At 65.6% G+C, this 25,601-nt stretch carries 25 protein-coding genes; 22 read left to right on the top strand and 3 right to left on the bottom strand.

Features of this window, described 5'->3' with window-relative positions; genetic code table 11:
• Positions 1-76 precede the first annotated feature (76 nt).
• The 7 genes from ASF45_RS10865 (at position 77) to ASF45_RS10835 (ending at position 8,396) form a co-directional block, all read left to right on the top strand.
• Positions 77-2,020 (top strand): hypothetical protein, encoded by a 1,944-nt coding sequence (locus tag ASF45_RS10865; RefSeq protein WP_156472949.1) that lies wholly within the window; start codon positions 77-79, stop codon positions 2,018-2,020.
• Positions 2,021-2,133: 113 nt separating this feature from the next.
• Positions 2,134-3,333, top strand: coding sequence for an NAD(P)/FAD-dependent oxidoreductase (locus tag ASF45_RS10860; RefSeq protein WP_200932146.1), 1,200 nt, complete (start codon positions 2,134-2,136; stop codon positions 3,331-3,333).
• Positions 3,330-4,016 carry a glycosyltransferase gene (locus tag ASF45_RS10855; protein WP_056661366.1) on the top strand — a complete coding sequence of 229 codons (687 nt, stop codon included), beginning with the start codon at positions 3,330-3,332 and terminating at the stop codon, positions 4,014-4,016. The genes ASF45_RS10860 and ASF45_RS10855 overlap by 4 nt, the downstream gene beginning before the upstream one ends.
• Positions 4,017-4,019: 3 nt before the next feature.
• The gene (locus ASF45_RS10850) at positions 4,020-5,015 is read left to right on the top strand and encodes a lysylphosphatidylglycerol synthase transmembrane domain-containing protein (protein ID WP_082550941.1); all 996 of its coding nucleotides are present in this window, start codon (positions 4,020-4,022) and stop codon (positions 5,013-5,015) included.
• 82 nt (positions 5,016-5,097) lie between these two features.
• The gene (locus tag ASF45_RS10845) at positions 5,098-6,069 is read left to right on the top strand and encodes a glycosyltransferase family 2 protein (RefSeq protein WP_056661360.1); all 972 of its coding nucleotides are present in this window, start codon (positions 5,098-5,100) and stop codon (positions 6,067-6,069) included.
• On the top strand, positions 6,059-6,775 hold the full coding sequence (locus tag ASF45_RS10840) for a methyltransferase domain-containing protein (protein WP_056661357.1): 717 nt from the start codon (positions 6,059-6,061) through the stop codon (positions 6,773-6,775). The genes ASF45_RS10845 and ASF45_RS10840 overlap by 11 nt, the downstream gene beginning before the upstream one ends.
• On the top strand, positions 6,768-8,396 hold the full coding sequence (locus tag ASF45_RS10835) for a hypothetical protein (protein WP_056661354.1): 1,629 nt from the start codon (positions 6,768-6,770) through the stop codon (positions 8,394-8,396). The genes ASF45_RS10840 and ASF45_RS10835 overlap by 8 nt, the downstream gene beginning before the upstream one ends.
• A 36-nt stretch (positions 8,397-8,432) precedes the next feature.
• Here ASF45_RS10835 and ASF45_RS10830 read toward each other — a convergent pair whose 3' ends face one another.
• The 3 genes from ASF45_RS10830 to ASF45_RS10820 form a co-directional block, all read right to left on the bottom strand.
• Entirely contained in the window at positions 8,433-9,380 is a 948-nt protein-coding gene (locus ASF45_RS10830) for a GDP-L-fucose synthase (RefSeq protein WP_082550940.1), read from the bottom strand.
• Between the two features lie 2 nt (positions 9,381-9,382).
• On the bottom strand, positions 9,383-10,498 hold the full coding sequence (gene gmd / locus ASF45_RS10825) for a GDP-mannose 4,6-dehydratase (protein ID WP_056661347.1): 1,116 nt from the start codon (positions 10,496-10,498) through the stop codon (positions 9,383-9,385).
• 78 nt (positions 10,499-10,576) lie between these two features.
• The gene (locus tag ASF45_RS10820) at positions 10,577-11,326 is read right to left on the bottom strand and encodes a glycosyltransferase (protein WP_056661343.1); all 750 of its coding nucleotides are present in this window, start codon (positions 11,324-11,326) and stop codon (positions 10,577-10,579) included.
• 40 nt (positions 11,327-11,366) lie between these two features.
• Between ASF45_RS10820 and ASF45_RS10815 the strand changes: the two genes are divergently transcribed.
• The 15 genes from ASF45_RS10815 to ASF45_RS10745 all read left to right on the top strand — a co-directional run bounded on the left by ASF45_RS10815 (position 11,367) and on the right by ASF45_RS10745 (position 25,584).
• Positions 11,367-12,470 carry a glycosyltransferase gene (locus ASF45_RS10815; RefSeq protein WP_056661340.1) on the top strand — a complete coding sequence of 368 codons (1,104 nt, stop codon included), beginning with the start codon at positions 11,367-11,369 and terminating at the stop codon, positions 12,468-12,470.
• Between the two features lie 70 nt (positions 12,471-12,540).
• Positions 12,541-13,446, top strand: coding sequence for an acetylglutamate kinase (gene argB / locus ASF45_RS10810; protein WP_056661337.1), 906 nt, complete (start codon positions 12,541-12,543; stop codon positions 13,444-13,446).
• Positions 13,447-13,466: 20 nt separating this feature from the next.
• Positions 13,467-14,123 (top strand): nucleoid occlusion factor SlmA, encoded by a 657-nt coding sequence (gene slmA / locus ASF45_RS10805; protein WP_056661334.1) that lies wholly within the window; start codon positions 13,467-13,469, stop codon positions 14,121-14,123.
• 107 nt (positions 14,124-14,230) lie between these two features.
• On the top strand, positions 14,231-15,208 hold the full coding sequence (locus ASF45_RS10800) for a nitronate monooxygenase family protein (RefSeq protein WP_056661331.1): 978 nt from the start codon (positions 14,231-14,233) through the stop codon (positions 15,206-15,208).
• Entirely contained in the window at positions 15,205-15,522 is a 318-nt protein-coding gene (locus tag ASF45_RS10795; RefSeq protein WP_056661328.1) for a PaaI family thioesterase, read from the top strand. The genes ASF45_RS10800 and ASF45_RS10795 overlap by 4 nt, the downstream gene beginning before the upstream one ends.
• Before the next feature lie 2 nt (positions 15,523-15,524).
• On the top strand, positions 15,525-17,045 hold the full coding sequence (locus ASF45_RS10790) for an AMP-binding protein (RefSeq protein ID WP_056661325.1): 1,521 nt from the start codon (positions 15,525-15,527) through the stop codon (positions 17,043-17,045).
• Positions 17,045-17,458 (top strand): PaaI family thioesterase, encoded by a 414-nt coding sequence (locus tag ASF45_RS10785; RefSeq protein WP_056661322.1) that lies wholly within the window; start codon positions 17,045-17,047, stop codon positions 17,456-17,458. The genes ASF45_RS10790 and ASF45_RS10785 overlap by 1 nt, the downstream gene beginning before the upstream one ends.
• A gap of 129 nt (positions 17,459-17,587) precedes the next feature.
• Positions 17,588-18,601, top strand: coding sequence for a tripartite tricarboxylate transporter substrate binding protein (locus ASF45_RS10780; protein ID WP_056661320.1), 1,014 nt, complete (start codon positions 17,588-17,590; stop codon positions 18,599-18,601).
• 78 nt (positions 18,602-18,679) lie between these two features.
• Positions 18,680-19,705 carry an AraC family transcriptional regulator gene (locus ASF45_RS10775; RefSeq protein ID WP_056661317.1) on the top strand — a complete coding sequence of 342 codons (1,026 nt, stop codon included), beginning with the start codon at positions 18,680-18,682 and terminating at the stop codon, positions 19,703-19,705.
• Positions 19,706-19,868: 163 nt separating this feature from the next.
• Entirely contained in the window at positions 19,869-21,053 is a 1,185-nt protein-coding gene (locus tag ASF45_RS10770) for a lipid-transfer protein (protein WP_056661314.1), read from the top strand.
• A gap of 2 nt (positions 21,054-21,055) precedes the next feature.
• Positions 21,056-21,499 carry a MaoC family dehydratase N-terminal domain-containing protein gene (locus ASF45_RS10765; RefSeq protein WP_056661311.1) on the top strand — a complete coding sequence of 148 codons (444 nt, stop codon included), beginning with the start codon at positions 21,056-21,058 and terminating at the stop codon, positions 21,497-21,499.
• A gap of 10 nt (positions 21,500-21,509) precedes the next feature.
• Positions 21,510-21,926 (top strand): MaoC family dehydratase, encoded by a 417-nt coding sequence (locus ASF45_RS10760; RefSeq protein ID WP_056661308.1) that lies wholly within the window; start codon positions 21,510-21,512, stop codon positions 21,924-21,926.
• Between the two features lie 15 nt (positions 21,927-21,941).
• Positions 21,942-22,763, top strand: coding sequence for an SDR family NAD(P)-dependent oxidoreductase (locus tag ASF45_RS10755; RefSeq protein WP_056661305.1), 822 nt, complete (start codon positions 21,942-21,944; stop codon positions 22,761-22,763).
• Entirely contained in the window at positions 22,760-23,923 is a 1,164-nt protein-coding gene (locus ASF45_RS10750) for an acyl-CoA dehydrogenase family protein (protein ID WP_056661302.1), read from the top strand. Before ASF45_RS10755 ends, ASF45_RS10750 begins: the two co-directional genes overlap by 4 nt.
• A gap of 5 nt (positions 23,924-23,928) precedes the next feature.
• Positions 23,929-25,584, top strand: coding sequence for a long-chain-fatty-acid--CoA ligase (locus tag ASF45_RS10745; RefSeq protein WP_056661299.1), 1,656 nt, complete (start codon positions 23,929-23,931; stop codon positions 25,582-25,584).
• The last annotated feature ends 17 nt before the right edge of the window (positions 25,585-25,601 follow it).

Genomic DNA, 25,601 nt, shown 5'->3' with positions numbered 1-25,601 from the left:
CAATCCAATTGGGTCGTGTGACGTTTTCGCATTGGTTCATTTCAATGCCTGGGTCGATCTGCGATGCAGATTTTCAATGAAGATGATGAAGTCAAAAGTTCTCTGGTTGCTTCTTGGATTGCTGTCATTGGCAAAGATGTTTCTCATTGCGAACAATGAGATCATTGCACTGCCTTATGATTCGGAGCAGTATGTCCGGCAAGCATCTGAGGGGGTTTGGCGCGTCGCGGTCCCGCCGGGCTATCCATTCTGGTTGGCTGCAACATCTTGGACAGGGCTGCCACAGCGATTGGTGATCGAGATTTTCTTCATCGCAACCAGTCTCTGCCTTGCTTTGACCATTTTCCGAAATATCGGCAAGTTGCCCGCGGTGGTCGTTTATTTGATGCTGCTATTCTCGCCGGCAACATTTTTTATGTTCGACTACGCTTTGAGCGATGGTTTCTTTGCGTGTCTCAATATTCTTGCGCTTGCCTGTTCGTTTGAGTTGGTTTTTTCACAATCCTGGCGCAGGTCGTTTGTTTCCGCTAGTGGCGTCGGTCTGACGCTTGGCTTGATGGCCGTGACGCGTAGCGAAGACCCACTAATTTATCTTTGGGGTGTGTTCATCGTCTTGGCCGTCTGGCTGTCCAATCGACGGATGGCGCTTTTGCCTGGAGCCGCTGCACCTTGGTGGACCGCCACGAAATTGGGTGGAATTGCATTTGTCTGCGCGTTGGTCGTCGTGCAAGTGGTCAATGTGGGGCATTTCGTGTCGAGCGGGGTGTGGACTCGTAGTTTGGCCGGTATGCCGTCGCACATGGAGTTTTTGCGCAATATGGCAAAAATCGATACTGGGCAGCCTGCCGTGCGATTTGTTCCAATCTCGCTGGCGGCCCGACGGTTGGCCTACGAGGCCAGTCCGACCTTGAGAAAGATCAGTGCCGGGGTCGAGGATGACCGCAATCTCTATCAGGTCGTGAGTCGTGCCAACGGAATTCCCGCCGGGGAAATTGGAGCGGGGTGGATCTGGCACGTATTCAATGGCGAATTATTCCGGTCGTTGAAGACGGACTCTGCTCTTCGGTTGGATCAGGAATTTTTGCAGATCAATCAGGAGCTGACAGCGGCCTTCTCGTCCGGGACATTGCCTCGCCGCGCGATCCTGCATCCGTTTGTCACAGCCCCGCTTGGCGAAATCTTCACCCGACTGCCCGAGTCGATTGGGTCCGTCATCCAAAAAACCTTCCAGGCGTACAGCTATCGCGAAGATTCGGCCCATGAGAAGAAGATCTTCGATGCAGTGACTTTGCGGCGTTCGGCGCTGGTCGTGAGCGGGATAAATGTGTCAGCGCAAGGTTGGGTGTTTGTGGATAGTCCGGGGCGGCGTGTAGTGTCGGTTTCGGTCCGCGCCGCCGATGGCGAAAGTTCTGCAAGTCTGGCGTCGATGGAACGCCCCGATGTCGTGGACGGATATGCCAAAGAGAAGGGATGGGCCCCCTCCGTCTCGGGGTTCCGCGTGGCGGAGAATTTTGTCAGCCGACATAAGCTATCGATCGTGTACCGGCTGGATGATGGTACGGAAGTTCTTAGCACTGATGGGTTGACGGCGGGGCGGGTGACCGAATTGGATTCGGGTGGGGCCGTTAGTCTGTTTCAAGGGATTGACTACATGACGGTGCAGGTGAATGAGCGCGTTGGGTGGCGGCACCGCGTTCAGGCATTGGCTGTCGAGATTTCCAACACGCCGGTCGTGTCATCAGCCCTGGCCGTATTGTTCACATTGGCAGTTGCCGTCGTATTGTTTTTTGGCCGTTCGCTGGAAGGCGGCCGCAGGGTGCAAGCCATGCTGGCGTTTGTTGTAGCACTTTTTGCATCGAGAATTTTGTTCTACGGTTTGATGGAATCGGAGGCATGGGTTGTCGAGGCGCGCTACATGTTGAGCGCCAATTTCATGTGTTCCATTGTTCTTGGCTTGATTTTGGCCGAGTCGATTCGCTTGCGCAGGCGGGCTAGGGCTGGCGCGTCGCGGCCTCTTTAGTGTGAGCGCATCCGTCACCTATGTTTTTTCGGGCGTCTATTAGCTGACAACCGTTTCATTCAGCCCGACAACTCGGATTAATATTTAGTAGTTTTATGATTCAAAAGAAATACATGATTCTGGGCGCAGGCCCCAGCGGCCTGACATTGGCGCATTCGCTGATCGAGGCCGGCATTGCCCGCGAAGAGATCGTGGTGTTGGAGAAAGAGGCTATTTCGGGCGGTCTGTGCCGTTCTGAAGAAGTTGATGGCGCGCCGCTGGATATTGGCGGTGGCCACTTCCTAGACCTGCGCCGCAAGGAGGTGCTGGACTTCATCTTCCGCTTCATGCCGCGCGACGAATGGGCGCTGTTCGACCGCGTCTCCAAGATCCGGCTGCGCGGCATGGAGGTGGACCACCCGCTGGAGGCCAACCTATGGCAGTTCCCGGTGGAGGTGCAGGCCGACTACCTGGAGTCGATCGCCCAGGCCGGCTGCGTGCGCGGCGAGCCCATGCCCGAGTCCTTTGCGGCCTGGATCGAGTGGAAGCTGGGCCAGCGCATCGCGCAGGAATACATGCTGCCCTACAACCGCAAGATCTGGTCGATGCACCCGGATGCCCTGGGCACCTACTGGCTCTACAAACTACCCGACGTGTCGTTCCGCGAGACGCTGTTGAGCTGCCTGGAGGGCAAGCCCATGGGCGCGCTGCCGGCGCACGGCACCTTCCTGTATCCCAAGGAGTTCGGCTATGGCGAGGTCTGGCGCCGCATGGGCGTGGCCCTGGGTGACTCGCTGGTGACGGGTTGCGCGCTGCAGAGCGTGGACCTGGAGAACCGCGTCGTCAACGGCCGCTGGAAAGCCGAGACCATCGTGTCCTCCGTGCCCTGGACCTGCTGGCTCGAAGCGGCCAAGCTGCCGCAGGCGGTGGTCGATGACGTGCGCACGCTGCGCAACGCGCCAATCGACGTGGACTACGTGCCCGACACGCTGGACAGCCCGTCGCACTGGACCTACGAGCCCGACGAGTCGGTGCCGTACCACCGCGCGCTGCTGCGTTCCAACTTTGCGAAGAATGCCAAGGGCTACTGGACCGAGACCAACGCTACGCGGTCCAAGCCTACCGACGGCGTGCGCTTCCACAACGAGTACGCCTACCCCATCAACACGTTGGGCAAGCCCGAGGCAGTGGCGCGCATCCTGCAATGGGCCAAGACCTGCGGTATCGTGGGCATAGGGCGCTGGGGCCGGTGGGAGCACATGAACTCCGACGTGGCTGTGGCCGAGGCGCTGCAAGTGGCGCGTGATCTGACCGGCCAGGGAGCGCGCGCGTGAAGGTTTCCCTGTGTCTGATCGTCTGGAATGAATTGCAGGGCTGCCAGGCCGACGTGCCCAAGCTGCCGCTGGACCAGTTCGACGAGGTCTTCGCCGTGGACGGTGGCAGCACCGATGGAACGGCGGAGTACCTGGAGTCCATGGGCATTCCGGTGCATCGCCAGCCCAAGCGCGGCCTCAATGCCGCCTATGTGCACGCCAATAATGTGGCGACAGGCGACGCGGTGGTGGTGTTCTTCGCCAAGGGCACGCTGCCGGTCGAGGATGTGCTGAAGTTCAGGCCCCTGTTCGATGCTGGCAAGCAACTCGTGGTGGCCAGCCGGCAGATGCCGGGTTCCGTCAATGAGGAGGACGTCCATCTGCTGCGACCCCGCAAGTGGGCTGTGCTGGGCCTGGCCGGGCTGGCGGCGCTGGTCTGGCGGCGCGAGGGGCCGATGGTGCGCGACGTGCTGCATGGCTTCAAGGGCTGGAACCGCCAGGCCTTCGCCGCGATGAAGGTGCTCGACCACGGCCTGTCCATCGACATCGAGATGGTGGCGCGTTCGTACAAGCTGCGACTGGCGCGTTGCGAGTTCCCCACGCAGGAACTGGCGCGCGGCTACGGCGAGACGCATTTCAAGATCTGGCCGACGGGCAAGCGCCTGCTGGCCTATTTGTGGTTCGAACTGCGTCGCAAGGAGTAAGCCATGGCTGCCGCTAGGGGGCTGAGCCGGGTGGTGGGGTCGGTCTGGTTCAAGCTCTTGATCGCTGCCGTGGTCATGGGCCTGCTGTTCGCGTTCAATCGGGTCAACACCGGCGCGCTGCTGCATCTGGAGGAAACCTGGCCGTGGCTGCTGGCTGCCTTCCTGCTGATGCTGCCACCATTTGCGGTGGTGTCCTACCGTTTCCAGATCCTGCTGCGCAGTCAGGGCGTGGAGGTGAGCTTCCGCGAGGCGCTGCGATGGACCATGATCGGTTCGTTCTTCGACCTGGCTATGCCCAGTTCGAACGGGGGCGACATCATCAAGGCCGGTTACGTGATCAAGCATGTCGGCGCTGGCATGCGCACGCGGGCGGTCATGTCGGTGCTGTTCGACCGGGTGTTGGGGCTGCTGGGTTTGTTTCTGCTGGCCAGCATCGTCGTGTTGTTGGGATGGTCCGTGGTGCGCGACATGCCGGCACGCAACCTGCTGGTGTTCTGCCTGTTCGGCGCCAGTTTCGGGGTGCTGCTGGGCTTTCGCGTCGTGGGCGCGCGCCGCTTTTACAACCTGCCGTTGATGCAGCGTTTGTTCGAGCGTGGAGCCTGGGGCGCGCGTGTGCGCTCGCTAATCGGTGCGTTCAACGATTTGCGCGAACGGCCGGCCAGCATGGCGGCTGCGCTGGGCCTGTCGCTGTTTAACCACGTATTCTGGTGCGTGTCGCTGCTGTGCATCGCGCGCGCCGTGGGCAACCATGTGGACTGGGTCCACGGCTTCGTGGTGTTTCCGCTGGCGATTTTCAGCAACATCTTCGGCGTGGCCGGCGGCTTTGGCGTCGGCACGGCAGCGTTCGACTTGTTTCTGTCGCAGTTGCTGGGCATTGCAAACGGCGCGCTGATCGGGTTGCTGTTCCAGGGCTTGGGCGCGCTGTCGCGGCTGGCTGGCTTGCCGTTCTATCTGAGAGCGGCGCGCTCGGGGCAACTGCAAGCTTTGCAGGAGACGTGACCAGAATGAGGGTCACTTGGTCGCATGGCGGTCCGAAGATGTATTGCGTGCGTGATGACCAACTAGTCGGAGGGAATGTTTGATGCCTGCGATCGAACGGGGCGGAGCGTTGACGCTGTCATTGGTCGTGCCCGTCTTCAACGAGGCCCAGAATCTCGCGCCATTCCTGCACCGCGTTACGCAGGTGCTCGGGGAAGATGCGCGGATCGACGCCGAGATCATTTTTGTCAACGATGGCAGCGACGATGACACCGTTGCGCGACTGCTCATGCTGCGCACCCACGATGCGCGGATCAAGGTCGTCGACCTGAGCCGGAACTTCGGGAAGGAAGCGGCCTTGAGCGCGGGGTTGAACCTGGCGGTGGGGCGGGTGGTGGTTCCGATCGACGTCGATCTGCAGGACCCACCGGAGCTGATTCCGAGGATGGTCGAGCTATGGCGCGCAGGGCATGACGTGGTCGTGGCGCGCCGCATTGATCGCAATTCCGATCCGCTGTGGAAGCGCAAGACCGCCCAGTGGTTCTACGCTGTCCACAACCGCCTGTCGCATCCCAAAATTCCGGAGAATGTGGGTGACTTCCGGTTGATGGACCGATCAGTAGTCGAGGTTGTCAACCAGCTTCCGGAGACCCATCGGTTTATGAAAGGGATCTTCGCCTGGGTTGGCTTCGATGCGGCGCATGTCGATTACGAAAGACCTCGGCGCGCCGCCGGTCACACGAAGTTCAACATCTGGCAGCTGTGGAGTCTGGCCCTGGAGGCGCTGACCAGTTTTGGCAACGCGCCTTTGCGCGCCTGGACATACATCGGCGTGGCTGTGTCGATGGCCTCACTGGCGTTCGCCACCTTCATCGTCGCTCGAGTGCTGGTGACGGGGGTGGATGTTCCAGGATATGCATCGCTGATAGTCGCCACGACGTTTCTAGGTGGGGTCCAGATGCTTGGGATCGGTCTGATCGGCGAGTACGTCAGCCGTTCCTACATCGAGACTAAGAAGAGGCCGGTCTACGTCGTCAAAAGAATCTTTGGAATCGGAGCGCAAGGTGGACCTTAAAGAGCTGGAGATTCTCGGGGAGGGAATCAACCGCCATTGGTACTACAAGGAGAAGGCGAACGCCGTGCGGCAACTGTTGCGAGGAATTCCGTTCCATGGGGTTCTTGATGTTGGCGCTGGGTCTGGCTTCTTTTCGAAGTGCCTGCTGCAAGAAGAGTCGGTGCGTGCGATCTGGTGTGTTGACACCAGCTACGATCGAGATTGGGAAGAATCTGTGGACGGCCGCACGGTGCACTACCGCCAGGTGGGTGCGAGAGTTCCGGCGAACCTTGCGCTGTTCATGGATGTCCTTGAACACGTCGATGACGACGTCGGCTTGCTGAGGCACTACATCCCGTTGGTGGATGGTGCGTCGAATTTCCTGATCTCCGTGCCGGCTTTTCAGAGCCTGTGGAGCGGCCATGACGTGTTCCTCGGCCACCGCCGGCGATACCGTCTGGAGCAGATCGAGGATGTCGTGCACCGAGCAGGCCTGCAGTTGGTGCGCTCGGGTTATTTCTTCGCGACGGTCTTCCCGATTGCGGCGGGCTTGCGGTGGTCGCAGCGCCTTGTCGGCCGAGACGATGTAAGCGCGCGTTCGCAACTCAAACGCCACCATCCTGCCGTGAATTGGCTATTGGGCAGCTTGAGCCATGCCGAATTGCCGCTGATCGGCCGCAATCGCCTGTTTGGACTTACCGCGTTCTGTGTGGCACGCCATGCTTAGGGCGCTGCGCCCGTCCTTGGCGCTGGAGGCGTTGATCGCTGCGTTCGTCATGTGCTGCGCCTCGTTTGTTCTGCAAGGCGATGTCGGTTTCGGGTGGGCCGACGAGGGCCTCCTCTGGTATGCGTCCCAGCGAACGCATGCGGGCGAGCTCGCGATCCGGGACTTCTTCGCCTACGACCCGGGCCGGTATGACTGGAATAGCTGGATTTTTTCTCTACTCGGCGATGGCGGGCTGCGCAGCCTCTTGATCGCGGCGGCCGCATTCGGTGCGCTGGGTTTGGCCACATCGTGGTACGCCATGGGCGTAGCACGCGTCGCGTTCGGGTGGCGCCTTGTGTTCGGGGTGTTGCTTGCGATCGGGCTGGGTTATCCACGCCACAAGGTCTACGAGCAGACGATTTCGCTGCTTCTCGTCTGCGTTGCTTTTTTGGTCCTGACATCACCGCGTGCCGGCGGTCGGTGGTTCGTGTTTGGCGTATCAGCAGGTCTGGCGGCCGCGTTTGGCCGCAACCATGGCGTCTTCTTTCTCGCGACGGCGCTGCTGTTGGCCATTTATCTCACCGTTGTGGTCCGGGCCAGGCCCTCGGCTTCCTCGATGGTGCTGTTCCCTCTTGGCGTGGTGGTTGGCTACCTGCCCGTGATCGTCCGCTTGGCGGTGGATACGGCGTTCAGGAACAGTTTCCTGGCTTCTGTGCAAGCGGTGGCGCAGTGGCAACTTCCTGTTCCGATTCCGTTCGTCTGGAGAATCGACTACACGCAGGGTTCGCCCTATGACCTTGCGCAGGCCACGGCGATCGGTGTGCTGTGCGTATTGATTCCCACGGCTTATTTACTCGTCGCCGCCTGGATGTGGCGCGGCCGCACACGGTGGGATGGGCTGCCACCCGCCGCGTTGCTCGCCTTTGCCGCGGCATGCGCTGGGTTGCCTTATCTGCAACAAGCGTTTGATCGAGCCGATTTCGGCCATATCGCCCAGGCGACCCTGCCCGTATTCGTGCTCCTGGCCGCAGTCAATGCTTGCCGGTTCGAGCACCGTTTGGGTGGCTTCGCCGTTCGCGCTGGCGTCGCGGGGGCGGTCGTGGTCATCCTGCTGGCTTGGCTACCGAGCCAGCCTGGGATACGGTTCATGCGGATGGAGGCATTGCAACCGGGATCGACGCAGCCCATTTCCATCTCGGGGTCGGTCTTTCGCGTCAACAGCCCTCAGGCGGAGTTCTTAAGCACGCTCGATAAGCTCAAGCGCCAGTGCGGTCTTGTCGATCGGCAGTTGCTTGCCATGCCGCACTTTCCGGGCGTTTACGCGTACTTGGGTTTGACGGCCCCGTTCTGGGAGATGTACTACCTCTACGCACGGGATTCGGCCTTCCAGAAAAAGCACATCGAGGCTATTGCCGACGTGAAGGTCGTCGTCATGGCGCCCGAGGCGACGTTCGACAATCTGGAGCGGCTTAAGTTGCGCCACACCTACGGGGATTTGCTGGACTACGTCCATTCGCAGTACCGCAAGAGCGCCGTCTTGCCGTATGGCGCCGAACTACATGTGCGTGCTTGCGGCGATGGCGATTCCGGCACGGCGGCACAGGGCTGCTGCGCAATCCCGCCATCGGTCGCCGCGCGTTGACGCGGCCGACGGCGCCGCAGCGCGTGCCCGGCGCTTTCAGTGCCGGGTCTTCGCCAGGAAGTCTTCGTACGACCGCGCGATGCCTTCTTCCAGGCCCACGCGCGGCTGCCACCCCATGGCGTTGAGCCGGCCGGAGTCCATCAACTTGCGCGGCGTGCCGTCAGGCTTGCTGCGGTCGTAGACGATGCGGCCGCCGAACCCCACCACGCGCATCACAGTTTCGGCCAGCGTGGCGATGCTGACATCGGTGCCCGCGCCCACGTTGATCAGCGGCCCGTCAAAGCCACGTTCCATCAGAAACACGCAGGCGTCGGCTAGGTCGTCTACGTACAGGAACTCGCGCAGCGGTGTGCCCGTGCCCCATACCATGTACTCGACATCGCCGCGCAGCTTGGCTTCGTGCGCTTTGCGGATCAGCGCGGGTAGGACGTGGCTGTTCGCGAGGTCGTAGTTGTCGTTGGGGCCGTACAAGTTGGTCGGCATGGCGCTTGTGTACTGGCGCCCGTACTGGGCGTTGTACGCCTCGCACATTTTGATGCCGGCGATCTTGGCGATGGCGTAGGGCTCGTTGGTGGGCTCCAGCAAACCGGTTAACAGGTGATCTTCCTTGATTGGCTGCGGCGCCAGCTTTGGGTAGATGCAACTGGAGCCCAGGAACATCAACCGCTGCACGCCGGCCAGGTGGGCGCCGTGAATCAGGTTGTTCTGGATGCTGAGGTTCTGGTAGAGGAACTCGGCACGGTAGATGTTGTTCGCCTGGATACCGCCGACCTTGGCAGCCGCGATGAACACATAGTCGGGCCGTCGATCTGCGAGGTAGGCGTGCACGGCTGCCTGATCTTGCAGGTCCAGTTCGGCACGTACGGGAGCCAGAACGTGCGTGTAGCCGCCGGCTTGCAGGCGTCGCACGATGGCCGAGCCCACCATACCGCGTGCTCCCGCAACCAAGATGGTCGCGTCGTGGGGAATCATCGAAGTGTCCATGCTCACTCGTGGAAGTCGTAGGCAGTGAAGCCTGCCATGCGCACCAGTGCGTCGCGCTTGGCGGCGGTGAAATCGGCTTGCACCATCTCCGCCACAAGCTCCTTCAGCGTGGTCTTGGGCGTCCAGCCCAGCTTTTCCTTGGCCTTGGTCGGATCGCCGAGCAGGGTTTCGACTTCGGTGGGACGGAAGTAGCGTGGATCTACCTTGACGATGACGTCACCAACCTTGCACTTGGCCTCCTTGCCTTCAACCGCAGTCACGATGCCGCGCTCTTCGACGCCGGTGCCCTCCCAGCGCAAGCTGATGCCGAGTTCGCTCGCTGCAAATTCCACGAACTGGCGCACGCTGTACTGCACGCCCGTGGCAATGACGAAGTCCTCCGGCTGGTCTTGCTGCAGCATCAACCACTGCATCTCGACGTAGTCGCGCGCGTGGCCCCAGTCACGCAGCGAATCCAGGTTGCCCAGGTAAAGGCAATCCTGCAGGCCCAACGCGATGCGTGCGGCAGCGCGCGTTATCTTGCGCGTGACGAAGGTCTCGCCGCGCAGCGGGCTCTCGTGGTTGAACAGGATGCCGTTGCAGGCGTAGATGCCGTATGCCTCTCGGTAGTTCACTGTGATCCAGAAGCCGTACATCTTGGCCACGGCATAGGGGCTGCGCGGATAAAAAGGCGTAGTTTCCTTCTGCGGCGTCTCCTGCACCAAGCCGTAGAGCTCACTGGTGGAGGCCTGGTAGAAGCGGGTCTTCCTTTCCAGGCCGAGGATGCGGATCGCTTCCAGGATGCGCAGCGTGCCAATGCCGTCGGCGTTCGCCGTGTACTCGGGCGTCTCAAAGCTAACGGCCACGTGGCTCATGGCCGCTAGGTTGTAGATTTCGTCAGGCTGCACCTGTTGGACAATGCGGATCAGGTTGGTGCTGTCCGTGAGGTCACCATAGTGCAACACCATGTTGCGGTGCTCCACATGCGGGTCCTGGTACAGGTGGTCGATCCGGTCGGTGTTGAACAGCGAGGCGCGGCGCTTGATGCCGTGCACTTCGTAGCCCTTGTGCAGCAGGAATTCAGCGAGGTAAGCACCATCTTGGCCAGTGATGCCGGTGATTAGGGCGACTTTTTTCATAGCTTCGAAACGATTCAAGACCTAGGCGATCGGAGTGGGAATTTGTTGAAGTATCGCAGCCTATGCGTGCCGATCAGGCTATGTATCGCGCAGTAGTGCTGCTCGATAGCGCCAGAAGGCCCTTGACATCCACACCCTTAACAAGCTCGTGACGTGCCACTGCAAGTGGCGCAAGTTGCGTTGACTCGCGCGCTGGGCAGCATGGCGCACACGGACAGTCTCCACCGCATGTACCTTCCATCCGTCCAACTGCAGGCGGGCGCAAATATCGAAGTCCTCGCCGTACATGAAGAACCGCAGGTCAAAACCGCCGATCCCTCGAAAGGTCTTCGAACGGAACAACATGAACATGCCCGGAATCCATGCCGGCTGTGCAGGGGGGGTGTAGCCAGGACGGCGGCGCAAGATGATCTCGCAAGGCGTCAGTAGACCTCTATAGGGTTCAGGTTGATGCTGTCCTGGTTCCAGAATGCGCGGTGTGAGCACCCCATCATCTCCGCGCGCGAGTCGCTGCATCGCTGCTAGCACATCTCCATCGATGCGGATATCTGGATTGAGCACGAGAAACCACTCGGTACTGCAGTCCTCGAATGCCGCATTGTGATTCGCGCCAAATCCCCGTGGCCGAGGATTGACGATACGCACGATCGGAAACTTGTAGCCAGTGGTATCTACAAAATCTTGCTCCGGGATATTGACCGTCAACACCAGCTTCTCAATGGACCTGGCGCAGTGGCGATCCAACTGATCCAGGAGAGGGAGTATCAATGCCTGCTGCCCATGGCTGACGATGGAAACGGTGATCGGTCGGATAGGCGTGGCTGGCATGGTCTAATTTCGCGCAGGGAATTCTAGGTTCCCTTCTCCCATGGTCTTCCTCGTCGTCTTCAGCTTCTTCATCTCCGCCATCGCGGCATTCGTGGTCATCCGGCTCGCGCGCCGCCACGCCCGCCAGTACGCGCACGACCTGCCGCAGCGCTTCCACCTCGGCCACATCCCCCGCATCGGCGGCCTTGGCATCTTCTTCGGCCTTGTCATCGCCTGGGCCTACGCCGGCACCCCCCAGGCCGGCTCCCTCAACGTCGACTGGCGCGCCAACTCCACATTCCTTTGGCTCATGGCCATGTGCATGGCCCCCGCCGTGTTCGCCGGCATCGCCGAAGACATGACCCAGCGTCTGCGTGCCCGCCTGCGCCTGGGCCTGACCGCACTATCCGCCATCCTGCTGTGCTGGCTGCTGAACCTGGGCGTGCGCCGCATCGGCTTCGCCCCGCTCGACGACTGGCTCCAGGCTGCCCCGCTTGCTGCCGCCATCTTCGCCATGGTCGCCATCGCCGGCCTGCCGCACGCCTTCAACCTCATCGACGGTTACAACGGCCTCGCCGGCATGGTCGCGATCCTCATCAGCCTGGCGCTGATCCACGTGGCCCTGCAGGTCGGCGACCGGCAGCTCGCTGCCATGCTGGCCTGCCTGGTGGGCGCCACGGGCGGCTTCCTGCTCTGGAACTACCCCTACGGCAAGATCTTTGCGGGCGATGGCGGGGCCTATGTCTGGGGACTGGTGATCGCCGTGGCCTGTGTGCTGCTGGTGCAGCGCCACCCCACCGTGTCGCCCTGGTTCCCTATGCTGTTGCTGATGTATCCGGTCGGCGAGACGCTGTTCTCCATCTACCGCAAGCTTGCGCGCGGCCAGTCGCCCAGCACGGCCGATGCCCTCCACCTGCACCAGCTGATCTTCCGCCGCATCGTGCGCGTGGTGTTCGAGGACGACGAGGCCAGCGACCTGCTGGCCCGCAACAACCGCACCTCGCCCTACCTCTGGATCTTCTCGCTGCTGACCGTGGTGCCGGCCGTCATGTTCTGGAGCAACACCCCCGTGCTGGCCGCGTTCTGCGTGCTGTTCGTGGTCACTTATGTCGGCGCCTACCTCATGATCATCCGCTTCAAGGTCCCACGCTGGCTGGGCAAGTGATGCTGGGGAAGTGACACACAGCGGCCCCTACAATCCGCCGCAGTTTTCTGCAGCCTCCGGAGTGCCCGCCATGACCAGCCCCACCGAGCCCGACCTGTCCGCCATCGCCCCGCGCGACAAGGCCGAGATCCTGGCCCAGGCCCTGCCGTACATCCGCAAGTTCCACGGCAAGACCATCGTCATCAAGTACGGTGGCAACGCCATGACCGATCCGGCCCTGCAGGCCGATTTCGCCGAAGACGTGGTGCTGCTCAAGCTGGTCGGCATGAATCCGGTGGTGGTGCACGGCGGCGGTCCGCAGATCGAGACCGCGCTCAAGCGCCTGGGCAAGACCGGCCACTTCATCCAGGGCATGCGCGTCACCGACGCCGAGACCATGGAAGTCGTGGAATGGGTGCTGGCCGGCGAGGTGCAGCAGGACATCGTGGGCCTCATCAACCAGGCCGGCGGCAAGGCCGTGGGCCTGACCGGCCGCGACGGTGGCCTGATCCGTGCGCAGAAGCTGCAGATGCCCGACCAGGCCGACCCGAGCAAGTTCCACGACGTGGGCCAGGTCGGCGACATCGTGGGCATCGACCCCAGCGTGGTCAAGGCGCTGCAGGACGACCAGTTCATCCCCGTCATCAGCCCCATCGGCTTCGGCGAGAACAACGAGAGCTACAACATCAACGCCGACGTGGTGGCCAGCAAGCTGGCCACGGTGCTGCAGGCCGAGAAGCTCATGATGCTGACCAACATCCCGGGCGTGCTCAACAAGGCCGGCGCGCTGCTGACCGAGCTCACGTCGCGCGAGATCGATGAGCTGATCGCCGACGGCACCATCTCCGGCGGCATGCTGCCCAAGCTGGCCGGCGCGATCGACGCGGCCAAGAGCGGCGTCAACGCCGTGCACATCGTCGACGGCCGCGTGCCCCACGCGATGCTGCTCGAGATCCTGACCGACCAGGCCTACGGCACCATGATCCGCGCGCGCTGAGCGCAGGACGACACCACCGCATGCCCGAAGACGCCGCCCTGCCGACCGCAACGTCCGAAGGCGGCGAGGACGCCTCGGCAGCCGCTGCCCCACCACGCAAGCGACCCAAGCCCGGCGAGCGTCGGCTGCAGATCCTGCAGACCCTGGCCGCCATGCTGGAGCAGCCCGGCGCCGAGCGCGTGACCACCGCGGCGCTGGCCGGCCGGCTGCAGGTCAGCGAGGCCGCGCTGTACCGCCACTTCGCCAGCAAGGCCCAGATGTTCGAGGGCCTGATCGAATTCATCGAGCAGAGCGTGTTCCAGCTGGTCGGTGCCATCACGGCCGAAGAGGGTGTCGGTGGCACGCAGCAGGCACGCAGCATCCTGACCGTGCTGCTGCAGTTCGGCGAGAAGAACCCCGGCATGGTGCGCGTGATGGTCGGCGATGCGCTGGTGCTCGAACACGAGCGGCTGCAGGGCCGCATGAACCAGTTCTTCGACCGCATCGAGTCCAGCCTGCGCCAGTGCCTGCGGCCGGCGCTGGCCGATGACGGCGCGGCCACGCCCACCGTGGACGCCAACGTGCAGGCCTCGGTGCTGACAGCCTTCGCCATCGGCCGCCTGCAGCGCTTCGCGCGCTCGGGCTTTCGTCGGCTGCCGACCGAGCAGCTGGAGGCCAGCCTGCAGCGCCTGCTGTAGCTTGCCCAGGGTTTTCCCTGGGCCCCACTTCTTTGTCACTTTGCGCCAATGGCCCCAGCCATTCGGCCATTGATGGCGTGCAGGGCGCTCCAGATACTGCGCCCACCATGCCACATCCCCTCTTCCAACACCTGCGCCTGCCCGTCATCGCCTCGCCGCTGTTCATCATCAGCGTGCCGCAGCTCGTGATCGCGCAGTGCAAGGCCGGCATTGTCGGCTCCATGCCCGCCCTCAACGCGCGTCCCGCCGAGCTGCTGGACGACTGGCTGGCCGAGATCACCGAGACGCTGGCCGCGCACGACCGCGCCCACCCCGAGGCCCCGGCCGCACCGTTCGCGATCAATCAGATCGTGCACAAGAGCAACGACCGGCTCGACCACGACATGGCCATCTGCGCCAAGTACAAGGTGCCGCTGACCATCACCTCGCTGGGCGCACGCACCGAAATCAACGACGCCGTGCACGCCTGGGGCGGCATCGTCATGCACGACGTGATCAACGACCGCTTCGCGCACAAGGCCGTGGAGAAGGGCGCCGATGGCCTGGTCGCCGTGGCCAGCGGCGCCGGCGGCCATGCCGGCACCACGAGCGCCTTCGCGCTGATCGCCGAGATCCGCCGCTGGTTCACGGGCCCGCTGGCGCTGTCTGGCTCCATCGCCACGGGCGACGCCATCCTCGCCGCGCAGGCCCTGGGCGCCGACTTCGCCTACATCGGCTCGGCCTTCATCGCGACCGAGGAGGCCCGCGCCGCCGAGGCCTACAAGCAGATGATCGTCGACAGCAGCAGCGAGGACATCGTCTACTCCAACCTGTTCACGGGCGTGCACGGCAACTACCTGAAGCCCTCGATCCGCAACGCCGGCCTGGACCCCGACCGGCTGGAGACCAGCGCCCCCTCGGCCATGAACTTCGGTACGAACCGCGTCAAGCCCTGGAAGGACGTCTGGGGCTGCGGCCAGGGCATTGGCGCGGTCTCGGCCGTGCAGCCGGCCGGCCAGGTCGTGGCCCGCATGGCGCGCGAGTACGCGGCCGCGCGTGCGCGCATCGCCGTGCCGCTGCGCCAGCCTGAAGCCGTCGCAGCGTGAGCGCTCTGGCCACCGCTGTCTGCGATGTACCGCAGGGCGCCACCAGCCGCAGCCAGGCCATCGCGCTGCTCGACGCCGCGCTGATCCAAGCCGCACTGGCCCGCAACCCTGCTGCGCAGTCGGTCGACGTGATCGACCTGCACCTGGGCTTCGTGCAGCCCGGCGGCACCGGCCTGCAGGCCGAAGGCCAGGTGACGGGCGGCGGCCGCTCGGTCTGCTTCTGCGAGGCCGAACTGCGCGACGCCGCGGGCCAGCTGGTGGCGCGCGCCATGGCCACGCTGCGCTACCGCCCCTCGACTTCTCCCGGAGCCTGAAGATGTACCTGACCCAAGGCCTGCACCGATCGCTGCAACGCCACCCCGACAAGACCGCGCTGCGCCACCTCGCGCCCGACGCCGAGCGTGCCTACACCTTCACCCAGCTCATCGACCAGGTCGCGCGCCGTGCCGCCGTGCTGCGCGCGCGCGGCATCGCCCCCGGCGAGCGCGTGGCCTTGCTCGCGCCCAACGACGACGCCATGGTCCTGGGCCTTTTGGCCTGCTGGTGGCTGGGCGCCGTGGCCTGCCCGCTCAACACGCGCTGGAGCGTGCCCGAGCTGCGCTACGCGCTGGCCGACTGCGGCGCGCCGCTGCTGGTGGCCGATGCCAGCTTCGCCGGCCCCTCCGCCGAACTTGCCGACCTGGCCCAGGTGCTGCCCATGGCCGACCTCGCCACCCAGGCGGCCGCTACAGCCCCTGTGGACGACGCGCGTGTCGGCGGCGATGCCCTGGCCGCCATCCTCTACACGGGCGGCACCACGGGCCGCTCCAAGGGCGTGATGCTCACGCACCTGAACTTCTGGTCGGCCTCGATGACGCGCGGCGCCGAACTCAACAACGCGCCCGACAGCGTTTCGCTGCTGGTCGCGCCGCTGTTCCATGTGGCGGGCCTGGGCAGGCTCATCGGCCAGAGCATCGTGGGCGGCAGCTGGGTCACCATGCCGCAGTTCCGCGCCGAGGTCGTGCTCGATGCGATCTTCACGCACGGCATCACCGACACCATCGTCGTGCCCACCATGCTGCAGGCATTGCTGGAGGCACCCAACTTCGACGCGGCCAAGGTGCAGAGCCTGAACCGCATCGCCTTCGGTGCCGCGCCCATGCCGCCCGACCTGCTGGACCGTGCGCTGGCCACCTGGCCGAACGCCGAGTTCTTCCAGGCCTACGGCCTGACCGAGACCGCGGGTGCGGCCTGCATCAACCTGCCGGCCAACCACCGCCCCGGCGCGCCGGCCGAGCGGCTGCGCTCGGTCGGCCGCGCCGGCCTGGGGGCCGAGATCCGCATCGTCGATCCGGAGGGCAACGACTGCCCGCGCGGCGAAGTTGGCGAGATCATCATCCGCGGCCCCATGGTCACGAGCGGCTACTGGAAGCTTCCCGAGGTTTCGGCCCAGGCCCTGCGCAACGGTTGGCTGCACACGGGCGACGGCGGCCGCATGGACGAGAACGGCTTCATCTTCATCGCCGACCGCTTGAAGGACATGATCATCAGCGGCGGCGAGAACGTGTACTCCGGCGAGGTCGAGGCCGCGCTGCGCAGCCACGGCGACGTCATCGACGCGGCCGTCATCGGCGTGCCCGATGCGCGCTGGGGCGAGGCCGTGCACGCGGTCGTGGTGCTGCGCCCGGGTGTGGCCGAGAGCGCCGAACTCGCAATCGCGATCCAGGCCCAGTGCCGCACGCGGCTCGCGGGCTACAAGTGCCCGCGCAGCCTGGCCTTCGCGGCCGCGCTGCCGCTGTCGGCGGCCGGCAAGGTGCTCAAGACCCAGCTGCGTGCGGAACACGCCAAGGCACGCTGATGGACGCCGCCGAGAGCCTGCGCCTGTACAACACCGTCCCGTTCTCGCAGCTGCTGGGCATCCGGCGCGAGTTCTCCGAGGGCGGCCGCGCGCGCCTGGTGGTCGAGGCGCGGCGCGAACTCGAGAACCCGATCCGCGCCATGCATGGCGGTGTGGTCGCCACGCTGCTGGACGTGGTCATGGCCAGCGCGGCCGTGTCCAAGATCGGCTTTGCGCGCACGGCCGTCACGCTGGATCTCAACATCAGCTACCTGCAGCCCGGCCGGGGCCGGCTCACGGCCGATGGCGAGGCGCTGGCCATCGCCGACGATGGCGACACCGTGCAGTGCCGCGCCGAGGTGCGCGACGACGAGGGCCGCTGCGTGGCCCGCAGCATGGGCTCGTTCCGCTACCTGCCCTTGCCCAGCGCTTGAGCGTTTGATCGATGCGGCCATCGTCGCTTGACGAAACGGCCATATCCCGGCGGGCCGGCCGCCCCTAGTCTTGCCGGCGAGTTCTTTTCAACAGCACCCGGCCCCGTTCGAGGCCGCAAGGAGACAGCCATGCCTATCGCACCAGCGTTTGCATCCCAAGCCCCCACCACGTCCATCGCACGCCGCGCGGTGCTGCGCGCCGGTCTTGCCGCCGCAGCTGCGAGCGTGCTCGGCGCGCCAGCCCTGGCCGGCAGCAACTTCCCGAACAAGCCCATCCAGCTGCAGCTGCCGTTCCCGGCCGGCGGCATGTTCGATGCCGTGCTGCGCGCGCTGGCCGAGGCCGCGGCCAAGGACCTGGGCCAGCCCATCGTGCTCATGCACCGCGCTGGCGCGGGCGGCGTGACGGGCGTCTCCAGCCTGACCAGCATGGGCGATGCGGATGGCTACCTGCTCGGCGTGATGCACAACTCGGTGATCCGCTGGCCGCACATGAACAAGGTGGCCTGGGACCCGCGCACCGACTTCACCTACCTCATGGGCCTGAACAACCTGACCACGGGCGTCGCGGTGGCAGCCGATGCACCCTGGAAGACCTTGGCCGAGCTGCTGGCCGACGCCAAGGCCAGGCCCGGCCAGCTGAGCTGGGGCAACGTGGGGGCCATCAGCGCCAACCGCATCTACGGCGAGCGGCTCGCGCGCGCCACGGGCACCAAGTTCAACTTCATCCCGTTCAAGGGCGGCAACGAGCAGCTGACGGCCGTGGTCGGCCGCCACCTGGACGTCTACGGCGACCCCGGCTTCGGCGCCATGGCGCGCAGCGGCAAGCTGCGCGTGCTGGCCACCTTCACCGAGCAGCGCCTGGCGCAGTGGCCCAACGTGCCCACGTTGCGCGAGCTGGGCCACGACCTCGTCGTGCAATCGCCGTTCGGCCTGGTCGCGCCCAAGAACATGGACCCGGCCGTGCGCGCGCGGCTGGAGTCGGCCTTCCAGAAGGCCGTGCACGACCCGGCCTACCGCCGCATCGTCGACGACTTCGACCTGGCGCCCTGGAACATCAACGGCGAGGCCTACCGCCAGTACGCCGTCGCGCAGTACGAGCGCGAGAAGCAGATGCTCGACGAGATCGGCTTCAAGCCGGAGTAGCCGACCTGCGCCGGCCGTCCCGGGCCACGGATGCGACAGGCGGGCAGGCGCTGCGCTCCTACAATTTGCCGCGATCCCATGCCTCCTTCCTCCAGCGGCACCACCCGGCAGACCATCCCCATCGGCCAGGTCCGGCAGATCGTGCTGGGTGCACGGCGCTCCGGCCTGGACTGCGAAGCCCTGCTCCAGCGCGCCGGCATCCCGCCCGAACTGCTGGGCTCGCCGCTCTCGCGCGTGAGCCAGGCGCAGTACGCCGCGTTGATCTTCCAGTTGCGCCACCGCCTGCGCGACGAGCTCTGGGGCCTGTGCAGCCGGCCTCTGCCGCTGGGCAGTTTCGAGGCCGTGTGCCGCCTTGCCGTGGGCTGCCGCACGCTGGAGGAGGCCCTGCGGGCGGGCCTGCGCCACTACCGCTTGCTGCTGTCCGACTTCACGCCGCGGCTGCAGGTGCGCGAGGGGGTGGCCAGCATGTCGCTGGCGCCGCGTGCGCCGGTCGACGAACCGCTGGGATACGCCATGCGCTGCTTCGGCTTCCTGGGCTACGGCCTGGTGTGCTGGCTGGTGGCGCGGCGGTTGCCGCTGCTGGCGGTGGACCTGCGGTGCAAGGAGGCAGACCAGCCGGGCGACGCGCCACAGCTGTTCCAGGCGCCGCCGCATTACGGCCTGCGCACCGGCTGGCGCTTCGAGGCCCGCTGGCTCAGCCTGCCCATCGTGCAGACGCCCGAAAGCCTGGCCGGCTTCCTGGCGCAGGCGCCGGCCAGCCTGCTGCTCAAGTACCGCGACGACAGCAGCCTGGCCGAACGCATCCGCCGTCTGCTGCGCCGCCACCTGGGCGGTCCCATGCCGTCGCTCGAGGACGTGGGCGCGCAGCTCGCGATGACGCCGCAGACGCTGCGCCGGCGCCTGCGCGAGGAGGGCGCGGGCTTTCGCGCGATCCGCGACGACCTGCTGCGCGACGCGGCCATCGACTACCTCACACACCCGGGTCTCACGCTGCCCGAAATCGCGGGCCAGCTCGGTTTCTCCGAGGCCAGCACCTTCCACCGCGCATTCAAGAGCTGGACCGGATTGGCGCCCGGCGCCTACCGGCAGGAACGCCTGTCCTGAGGCTTCGGGTTAACCCCCGGTCCCTGCACTTTTGAGCGTTCGGGCCAATGCGGTCCATCGCTTCGGCCATGGGCGGTGCCGATCCCCGTCCCTAGACTTCCCCGCAGTTCCGGTCGCACGCCTGCCGCGCGCCATCGGTCCGCTCCAACCAGAGGAAGACAACATGAAACGCAATGTCTACGTTGCCGGCGTCGGGATGATCCCCTTCACCAAGCCCGGCAAGAGCGAGGCCTACACGGTGATGGGCGCACGCGCGGCCGAACTCGCGCTCCAGGACGCCGGCGTGCCCTACGACGCCGTGCAGCAGGCCTACGTGAGCTACGTCTACGGCGACTCCACCGCCGGCCAGGCCGCCATCTACGGTGTGGGCCTCACGGGCATTCCCGTGTTCAACCTCAACAACAACTGCTCCAGCGGTTCGTCTGCGTTGTACCTGGCGCGCCAGGCCGTGGAGAGCGGTGTGGCCGAATGCGCGATCGCGCTGGGTTTCGAGCAGATGGTGCCGGGCGCGCTCAAGGGCGCGTACGAAGACCGTCCCTCGCCCATGGCGCGCTTCGCCGAGACCATGGACCAGCTGCAGGGCACGCTGCCCACTGCGCCGCGCGCGGCCCAGTTCTTCGGCGGCGCCGGCCGCGACTACATCAAGCAGTACGGCATCCGCCCCGACACCTTCGGCCGCATCTCGGTGAAGGCCCGCCAGCACGCCGCACGCAACCCGCTCGCGGTGTTCCGCGACACCGTCACGCTGGAAGAGGTGATGGCTTCGCCGGCCGTGTTCGACCCGCTCACGCGCCTGCAGTGCTGCCCGCCGACCTGCGGCGCTGCCGCCACCATCGTGTGCTCGGAAGAGTTCGCCAGGAAGCACGGCATCGCGCTCAAGGTGCGCATCGCGGCCCAGTCCATGACGACGGACACGCCCAGCACCTTCGACAGCGGCGACATGCGCCGCGTGGTCGGCTACGACATGACGGCCGCCGCCGCCAAGCAGGTCTACGAGGCCGCTGGCGTGGGCCCCGAGGATCTGGACGTGGTCGAGCTGCACGACTGCTTCACGGCCAACGAACTCATCACCTACGAAGGCCTGGGCCTGACGCCCGAGGGCACGGCCGAGAAGTTCATCCTGGACGGCGACAACACCTACGGAGGCAAGGTCGTGACCAACCCCTCGGGCGGCCTCTTGTCCAAGGGCCACCCGCTGGGCGCCACCGGCCTGGCGCAGTGCTACGAGCTCACGCACCAGCTGCGCGGCACCGCCGACCAACGCCAGGTGGAAGGCGCGCGCCTCGCGCTGCAGCACAACCTGGGCCTGGGCGGCGCCTGCGTCGTGACCCTCTACGAGCGCGTCTGAACATGATCGACAAGAAGTACATCGGCCACACCCAGCCGGCCTTCACGGTCGCCGTGGAAGCCTCGCGCCTGCGCTTCTTCGCCAAGGCCACGGGCCAGCAGGACCCGGTCTACAGCATTGACTCGGCCGCGCGCGATGCCGGCCACCCCACGCTGCCCGTGCCGCCCACCTTCCTGTTCTGCCTGGAGATGGAATCGCCCGACCCGGCCGCGCTGCGCAACCTGCTGGGCCTGGACTACCGACGGCTGCTGCACGGCGAGCAGCGCTTCGTCTACCACCGCATGGCCTATGCCGGCGACCAATTGACGTTCGAGCAGCGCATCGAGGACATCTACGACAAGAAGGGCGGGGCGCTGGAATTCGTCGTGCGCGCGACGCGCGTGACCAACCAGCGCGGCGAGCACGTGGCCGACCTCAAGGGCGTGACGGTGATGAGAAACGCGTGAGGAGCACGAGATGACGATTTCCTACGACCAGATCCGCGTCGGCGACGCACTGCCCGCCTTCGAGACCGAGCCCATCTCGCGCCTCACGCTGGCGCTGTATTGCGGCGCCTCGGGTGACCACAACCCCATCCACGTGGACACCGACTTCGCCAAGGCCGCCGGCGTCGGCGACGTCTTCGCGCACGGCATGCTGTCCATGGCCTACCTGGGCCGCCTGCTGACCAACTGGGTGCCGCAGAGCGCGTTGCGCGAATACGGCGTGCGCTTCGTCGCCATCACCCAGGTCGGTGCCAAGGTCCGCTGCGAAGGCCGCGTGACCGAGAAGTTCGAGCAGGACGGCGAGCGCCGCGTGCGTGTCGAACTCTCCACCACGGACCAGAACGGTCAGACCAAACTCTCGGGCGACGCCGTCGTCGCCCTGTCCTGAATCCAAGAGAACGACATGACGCTCAAGCTCCAAGACAAGGTCGCCCTGGTGTCCGGCTCCGGCCGCGGCATCGGCAACGCCATCGCCCTCAAGCTGGCTTCCGAAGGCGCGCGCCTGGTCATCAACGACCTGGACGAAGGCCCGGCCAACGAGACGGTCGCCGCCATCCGCGCCGCGGGCGGCCAGGCCGTGGCCTGCGTGGGCAGCGTGACCGATGCCGACTTCGGCACGCGCTTCGTCGGCACCGCGCTCAAGGAATTCGGCGGCGTGGACATCATCGTCAACAACGCCGGCTACACCTGGGACAACGTGATCCAGAAGATGAGCGACCAGCAGTGGGAAGACATCCTGGCCGTGCACCTGACCGCGCCCTTCCGCATCCTGCGCGCCGCTGCCGACTTCATCCGCGAGGCCGCCAAGAAGGAGGCCGACGCACCGGTGTTCCGCAAGGTCGTCAACATCTCGTCCACCTCGGGCGTGTACGGCAACGCGGGCCAGGCCAACTACGCCGCCGCCAAGGCCGGCATCAACGGCCTGACCAAGGCCATGGCCAAGGAATGGGGCCGCTACAAGGTCAACGTCAACAGCGTGGCCTTCGGCCTGATCCAGACGCGGCTGACGCAGCCGCTCACGGCCGGCGAAGCCAGCGTGGACATCGGCGGCCGCACCATCGCGGTGGGCGTGCAGCCGGACCGCCTGAAGGCCGCCGAGGCCACGATCCCGCTGGGCCGTGGCGGCACGGCGGAAGAGGCGGCAGGTGCGGTGTACATGTTCTGCATTCCGGAGTCGAACTACGTGAGCGGGCAGGTGCTGGTGTGCGGCGGAGGCCGGCCATGAGCTTCGGTGCCGCCACGCGCCCCTGGATGACCGACGAGCTCGAGATGGTGCGCGACACCGCGCGCCGCTTCTTCGAGACCGAGTGCGTGCCCCACCAGAAGAAGTGGCAGGAGCAGGGCCACGTGGACCGCGCCATCTGGCGCCGGGCCGGCGAGCTGGGCCTGCTGTGCGCCGGCGTGCCCGAGCAATACGGCGGCGGAGGCGGCAGCTTCCTGCACGAGGCCGTGATCTGCGAGGAGCAGATGCGCGCGATGGTCAACAGTTTCTCGATCAACGTGCACAGCGGCATCGTGGCGCACTACCTGCTGGCCTACGGCACCGAGGCGCAGAAGCGGCGCTGGCTGCCCAGCATGGCGAAGGGCGAGACCATTGCCGCCATCGCGATGACCGAGCCCGGCGCCGGCACCGACCTGCAACGCATCACGACCAGCGCCGTGAAGGACGGCGAAGACTACGTGATCCATGGCGCCAAGACCTTCATCACCAATGGCCTGCTGGCGGACATCATCGTCGTGGCCTGCAAGACCGACCCCACAGCCAAGGCCAAGGGTGTCTCCCTGGTCGTGATCGAGACCAAGGACCTGGAAGGCTTCCGCCGCGGCCGCCTGCTGGAAAAGGTAGGCCAGCAGGGCCAGGACACGGTGGAGTTGTTCTTCAACGACATGCGCGTGCCGCAGGCCAACCTGCTCGGCGGCGAGGAGGGCAAGGGCTTCGCACAGCTCATGCTGCAACTGCCGCGCGAGCGCCTGGTGCTGGCCATCGGCTGCGCGGCCACCATGCAGCGCGCCGTGGACGAAACGCTGGCCTACACGCGCGACCGCAAGATCTTCGGCGACTCGCTTCTGCATCTGCAGAACACGCGTTTCAAGCTGGCCGAGTGCCAGACCAAGGCGACGATCGCGCGCAGCTTCCTCGACGACTGCGTGGCCCGCCTCGCGCGCAACGAACTGGACATTCCCACGGCCGCGATGGCCAAGTGGTGGGTCAGCCAGGCCACCTGCGAGGTGGTGGACGAGTGCCTGCAGCTGCACGGCGGCTATGGCTACATGCAGGAATATCCGATCGCCCGCATGTACGCCGATGTGCGCGTCTCGCGCATCTACGGCGGCGCCAACGAGGTGATGAAGGAAATCATCGCCCGCGCGATGGAAAACGGCTGAGCCCGATGCAACACACCACGCCCTGGGTGAAGCACTGGCCGCGCGGCTTCCCGCACGCGCTGGCCGTGCCGCAGACCACGCTGTTCGACAACCTGGCGACCAGCGCCGCGCGCTACCCCGCGCGGCCCGCCATCGTCTACTACGACAGCGTGCTGACCTACGCCGAATACCTGCGGCAGGTCGAAGCGCTGGCCGGCCACCTGCAGCGCGCCGGTGTCGCCAAGGGCGACCGCGTGCTGCTGATGAGCCAGAACTGCCCGCAGTTCGCGATCGGCTTCTTCGCCGTGCAGCGCTGCGGCGCGGTCGTCGTGCCCGTCAACGCCATGTGCACGGCCGGCGAGGTCGACCACTACCTGGAGGACAGCGGCGCACGCCACGCCATCGCGGCGCAGGAGCTGCTCCCGGCCATGCAGCCCGCGCTCGCGCGTGGCGCGCTGCGCGAGGTGGTGGTGATCTGCTACGCCGACGCGCTGACGGCGCCGACCGAACTCGCCGTGCCCGATGCCGTGCGCGCGCCGCGCCAGCCACTGGCGCAGGCCGGCTGCGTGGCCTGGACCGAGGCGCTCGCGGGGGCGCCCGCCACGCCCGTGCCGAGCCAGTCCGGCGACCTGGCGGCGCTGCCCTACACCTCGGGCACGACCGGCCGGCCCAAGGGCTGCATGCACACGCACGAGAGCCTGATCGCATCCAGCGCGGGCGCCTGTCTGTGGCGTTCGCTGCACGCCGAATCGGTGGTGCTGGGCGTGGCGCCCATGTTCCACCTGCTGGGCATGCAGAACGCGATGCTGATGCCGGTCTGGCAGGGCGCTACCGTGGTCATGCTCGCGCGCTGGGACGCCGGCGCCGCAGCCGCGCTGATCGAGCGCTACCGCGTCTCGGTCTGGGCCTCGCCGCCGGCCATGCTGATCGACTTCTTTGCGCATCCGGAGGCGCAGCGGCGCGACCTGTCCAGCCTGGCCATGCTCAACGGCGGCGGCGCGGCCATGCCAGAGGCCGTCTCCGCCATGCTCAAGGAGCGCTTCGGCATCACCTACATCGAGGGCTACGGCCTGACCGAGACGGCCTCGTTCCTGCACTGCAACCCGCTGCAGGCCAGCAAGCGCCAGTGCCTGGGCATCCCGACCTTCGGCGTGGATTCGCGCATCGTCGACCCCGAGACGCTGGCCGAGCTGCCGCCCGGCGAGACTGGCGAGCTGGTCAGCCGCGGCGCGCAGATCATGCAGGGCTACTGGCGCGACGAGGCGGCCAACCGCGCGGCCTTCCTGGAGATCGCCGGCCAGCGCTACTTCCGCACAGGCGACCTGGCCAGCATGGACGCCGACGGCTACTTCTTCATGCGCGACCGCTTGAAGCGCATGATCAACGTGAGCGGCTACAAGGTCTGGCCGGCCGAGGTGGAGAGCATGCTGTACGAGCACCCGGCCATCCACGAGGCCTGCATCGTGTCCCGGCCCGACGCCAAGCAGGGCGAGTCGGTCTGCGCGGTGGTGGTGCTGCGCCCCGGCCAACTGCTGGACGAAGCAGGGTTGATCGCCTGGTGCCGCGAGCGCATGGCGGTGTACAAGGCCCCGCGCGCGGTGGAGTTCCGCGCGGCCCTGCCCAAATCCAACACCGGCAAGGTGGCCTGGCGCGAGATCCAGGAAGCCTTCGCACGTTCCTAGAACATTCCAAAGGAGAC

Source organism: Pseudorhodoferax sp. Leaf265, assembly GCF_001422365.1.
GTDB lineage: Bacteria > Pseudomonadota > Gammaproteobacteria > Burkholderiales > Burkholderiaceae_C > Pseudorhodoferax.
Note: the sequence above shows the minus strand (reverse complement) of the source record. Positions and strands in the feature narration are given on the sequence as shown.

Bases quoted from the DNA above. Each gene is read 5' to 3' on its own strand.
- ASF45_RS10865 (WP_156472949.1), top strand. From the start codon at position 77: ATGAAGATGATGAAGTCAAAAGTTCTCTGGTTGCTTCTTGGATTGCTG.
- ASF45_RS10860 (WP_200932146.1), top strand. From the start codon at position 2,134: ATGATTCTGGGCGCAGGCCCCAGCGGCCTGACATTGGCGCATTCGCTG.
- ASF45_RS10850 (WP_082550941.1), top strand. From the start codon at position 4,020: ATGGCTGCCGCTAGGGGGCTGAGCCGGGTGGTGGGGTCGGTCTGGTTC.
- ASF45_RS10845 (WP_056661360.1), top strand. From the start codon at position 5,098: ATGCCTGCGATCGAACGGGGCGGAGCGTTGACGCTGTCATTGGTCGTG.
- ASF45_RS10835 (WP_056661354.1), top strand. From the start codon at position 6,768: ATGCTTAGGGCGCTGCGCCCGTCCTTGGCGCTGGAGGCGTTGATCGCT.
- ASF45_RS10830 (WP_082550940.1), bottom strand. From the start codon at position 9,380: ATGGACACTTCGATGATTCCCCACGACGCGACCATCTTGGTTGCGGGA.
- gmd (WP_056661347.1), bottom strand. From the start codon at position 10,498: ATGAAAAAAGTCGCCCTAATCACCGGCATCACTGGCCAAGATGGTGCT.
- ASF45_RS10820 (WP_056661343.1), bottom strand. From the start codon at position 11,326: ATGCCAGCCACGCCTATCCGACCGATCACCGTTTCCATCGTCAGCCAT.
- ASF45_RS10815 (WP_056661340.1), top strand. From the start codon at position 11,367: ATGGTCTTCCTCGTCGTCTTCAGCTTCTTCATCTCCGCCATCGCGGCA.
- argB (WP_056661337.1), top strand. From the start codon at position 12,541: ATGACCAGCCCCACCGAGCCCGACCTGTCCGCCATCGCCCCGCGCGAC.
- slmA (WP_056661334.1), top strand. From the start codon at position 13,467: ATGCCCGAAGACGCCGCCCTGCCGACCGCAACGTCCGAAGGCGGCGAG.
- ASF45_RS10800 (WP_056661331.1), top strand. From the start codon at position 14,231: ATGCCACATCCCCTCTTCCAACACCTGCGCCTGCCCGTCATCGCCTCG.
- ASF45_RS10790 (WP_056661325.1), top strand. From the start codon at position 15,525: ATGTACCTGACCCAAGGCCTGCACCGATCGCTGCAACGCCACCCCGAC.
- ASF45_RS10785 (WP_056661322.1), top strand. From the start codon at position 17,045: ATGGACGCCGCCGAGAGCCTGCGCCTGTACAACACCGTCCCGTTCTCG.
- ASF45_RS10780 (WP_056661320.1), top strand. From the start codon at position 17,588: ATGCCTATCGCACCAGCGTTTGCATCCCAAGCCCCCACCACGTCCATC.
- ASF45_RS10775 (WP_056661317.1), top strand. From the start codon at position 18,680: ATGCCTCCTTCCTCCAGCGGCACCACCCGGCAGACCATCCCCATCGGC.
- ASF45_RS10770 (WP_056661314.1), top strand. From the start codon at position 19,869: ATGAAACGCAATGTCTACGTTGCCGGCGTCGGGATGATCCCCTTCACC.
- ASF45_RS10765 (WP_056661311.1), top strand. From the start codon at position 21,056: ATGATCGACAAGAAGTACATCGGCCACACCCAGCCGGCCTTCACGGTC.
- ASF45_RS10760 (WP_056661308.1), top strand. From the start codon at position 21,510: ATGACGATTTCCTACGACCAGATCCGCGTCGGCGACGCACTGCCCGCC.
- ASF45_RS10755 (WP_056661305.1), top strand. From the start codon at position 21,942: ATGACGCTCAAGCTCCAAGACAAGGTCGCCCTGGTGTCCGGCTCCGGC.
- ASF45_RS10750 (WP_056661302.1), top strand. From the start codon at position 22,760: ATGAGCTTCGGTGCCGCCACGCGCCCCTGGATGACCGACGAGCTCGAG.
- ASF45_RS10745 (WP_056661299.1), top strand. From the start codon at position 23,929: ATGCAACACACCACGCCCTGGGTGAAGCACTGGCCGCGCGGCTTCCCG.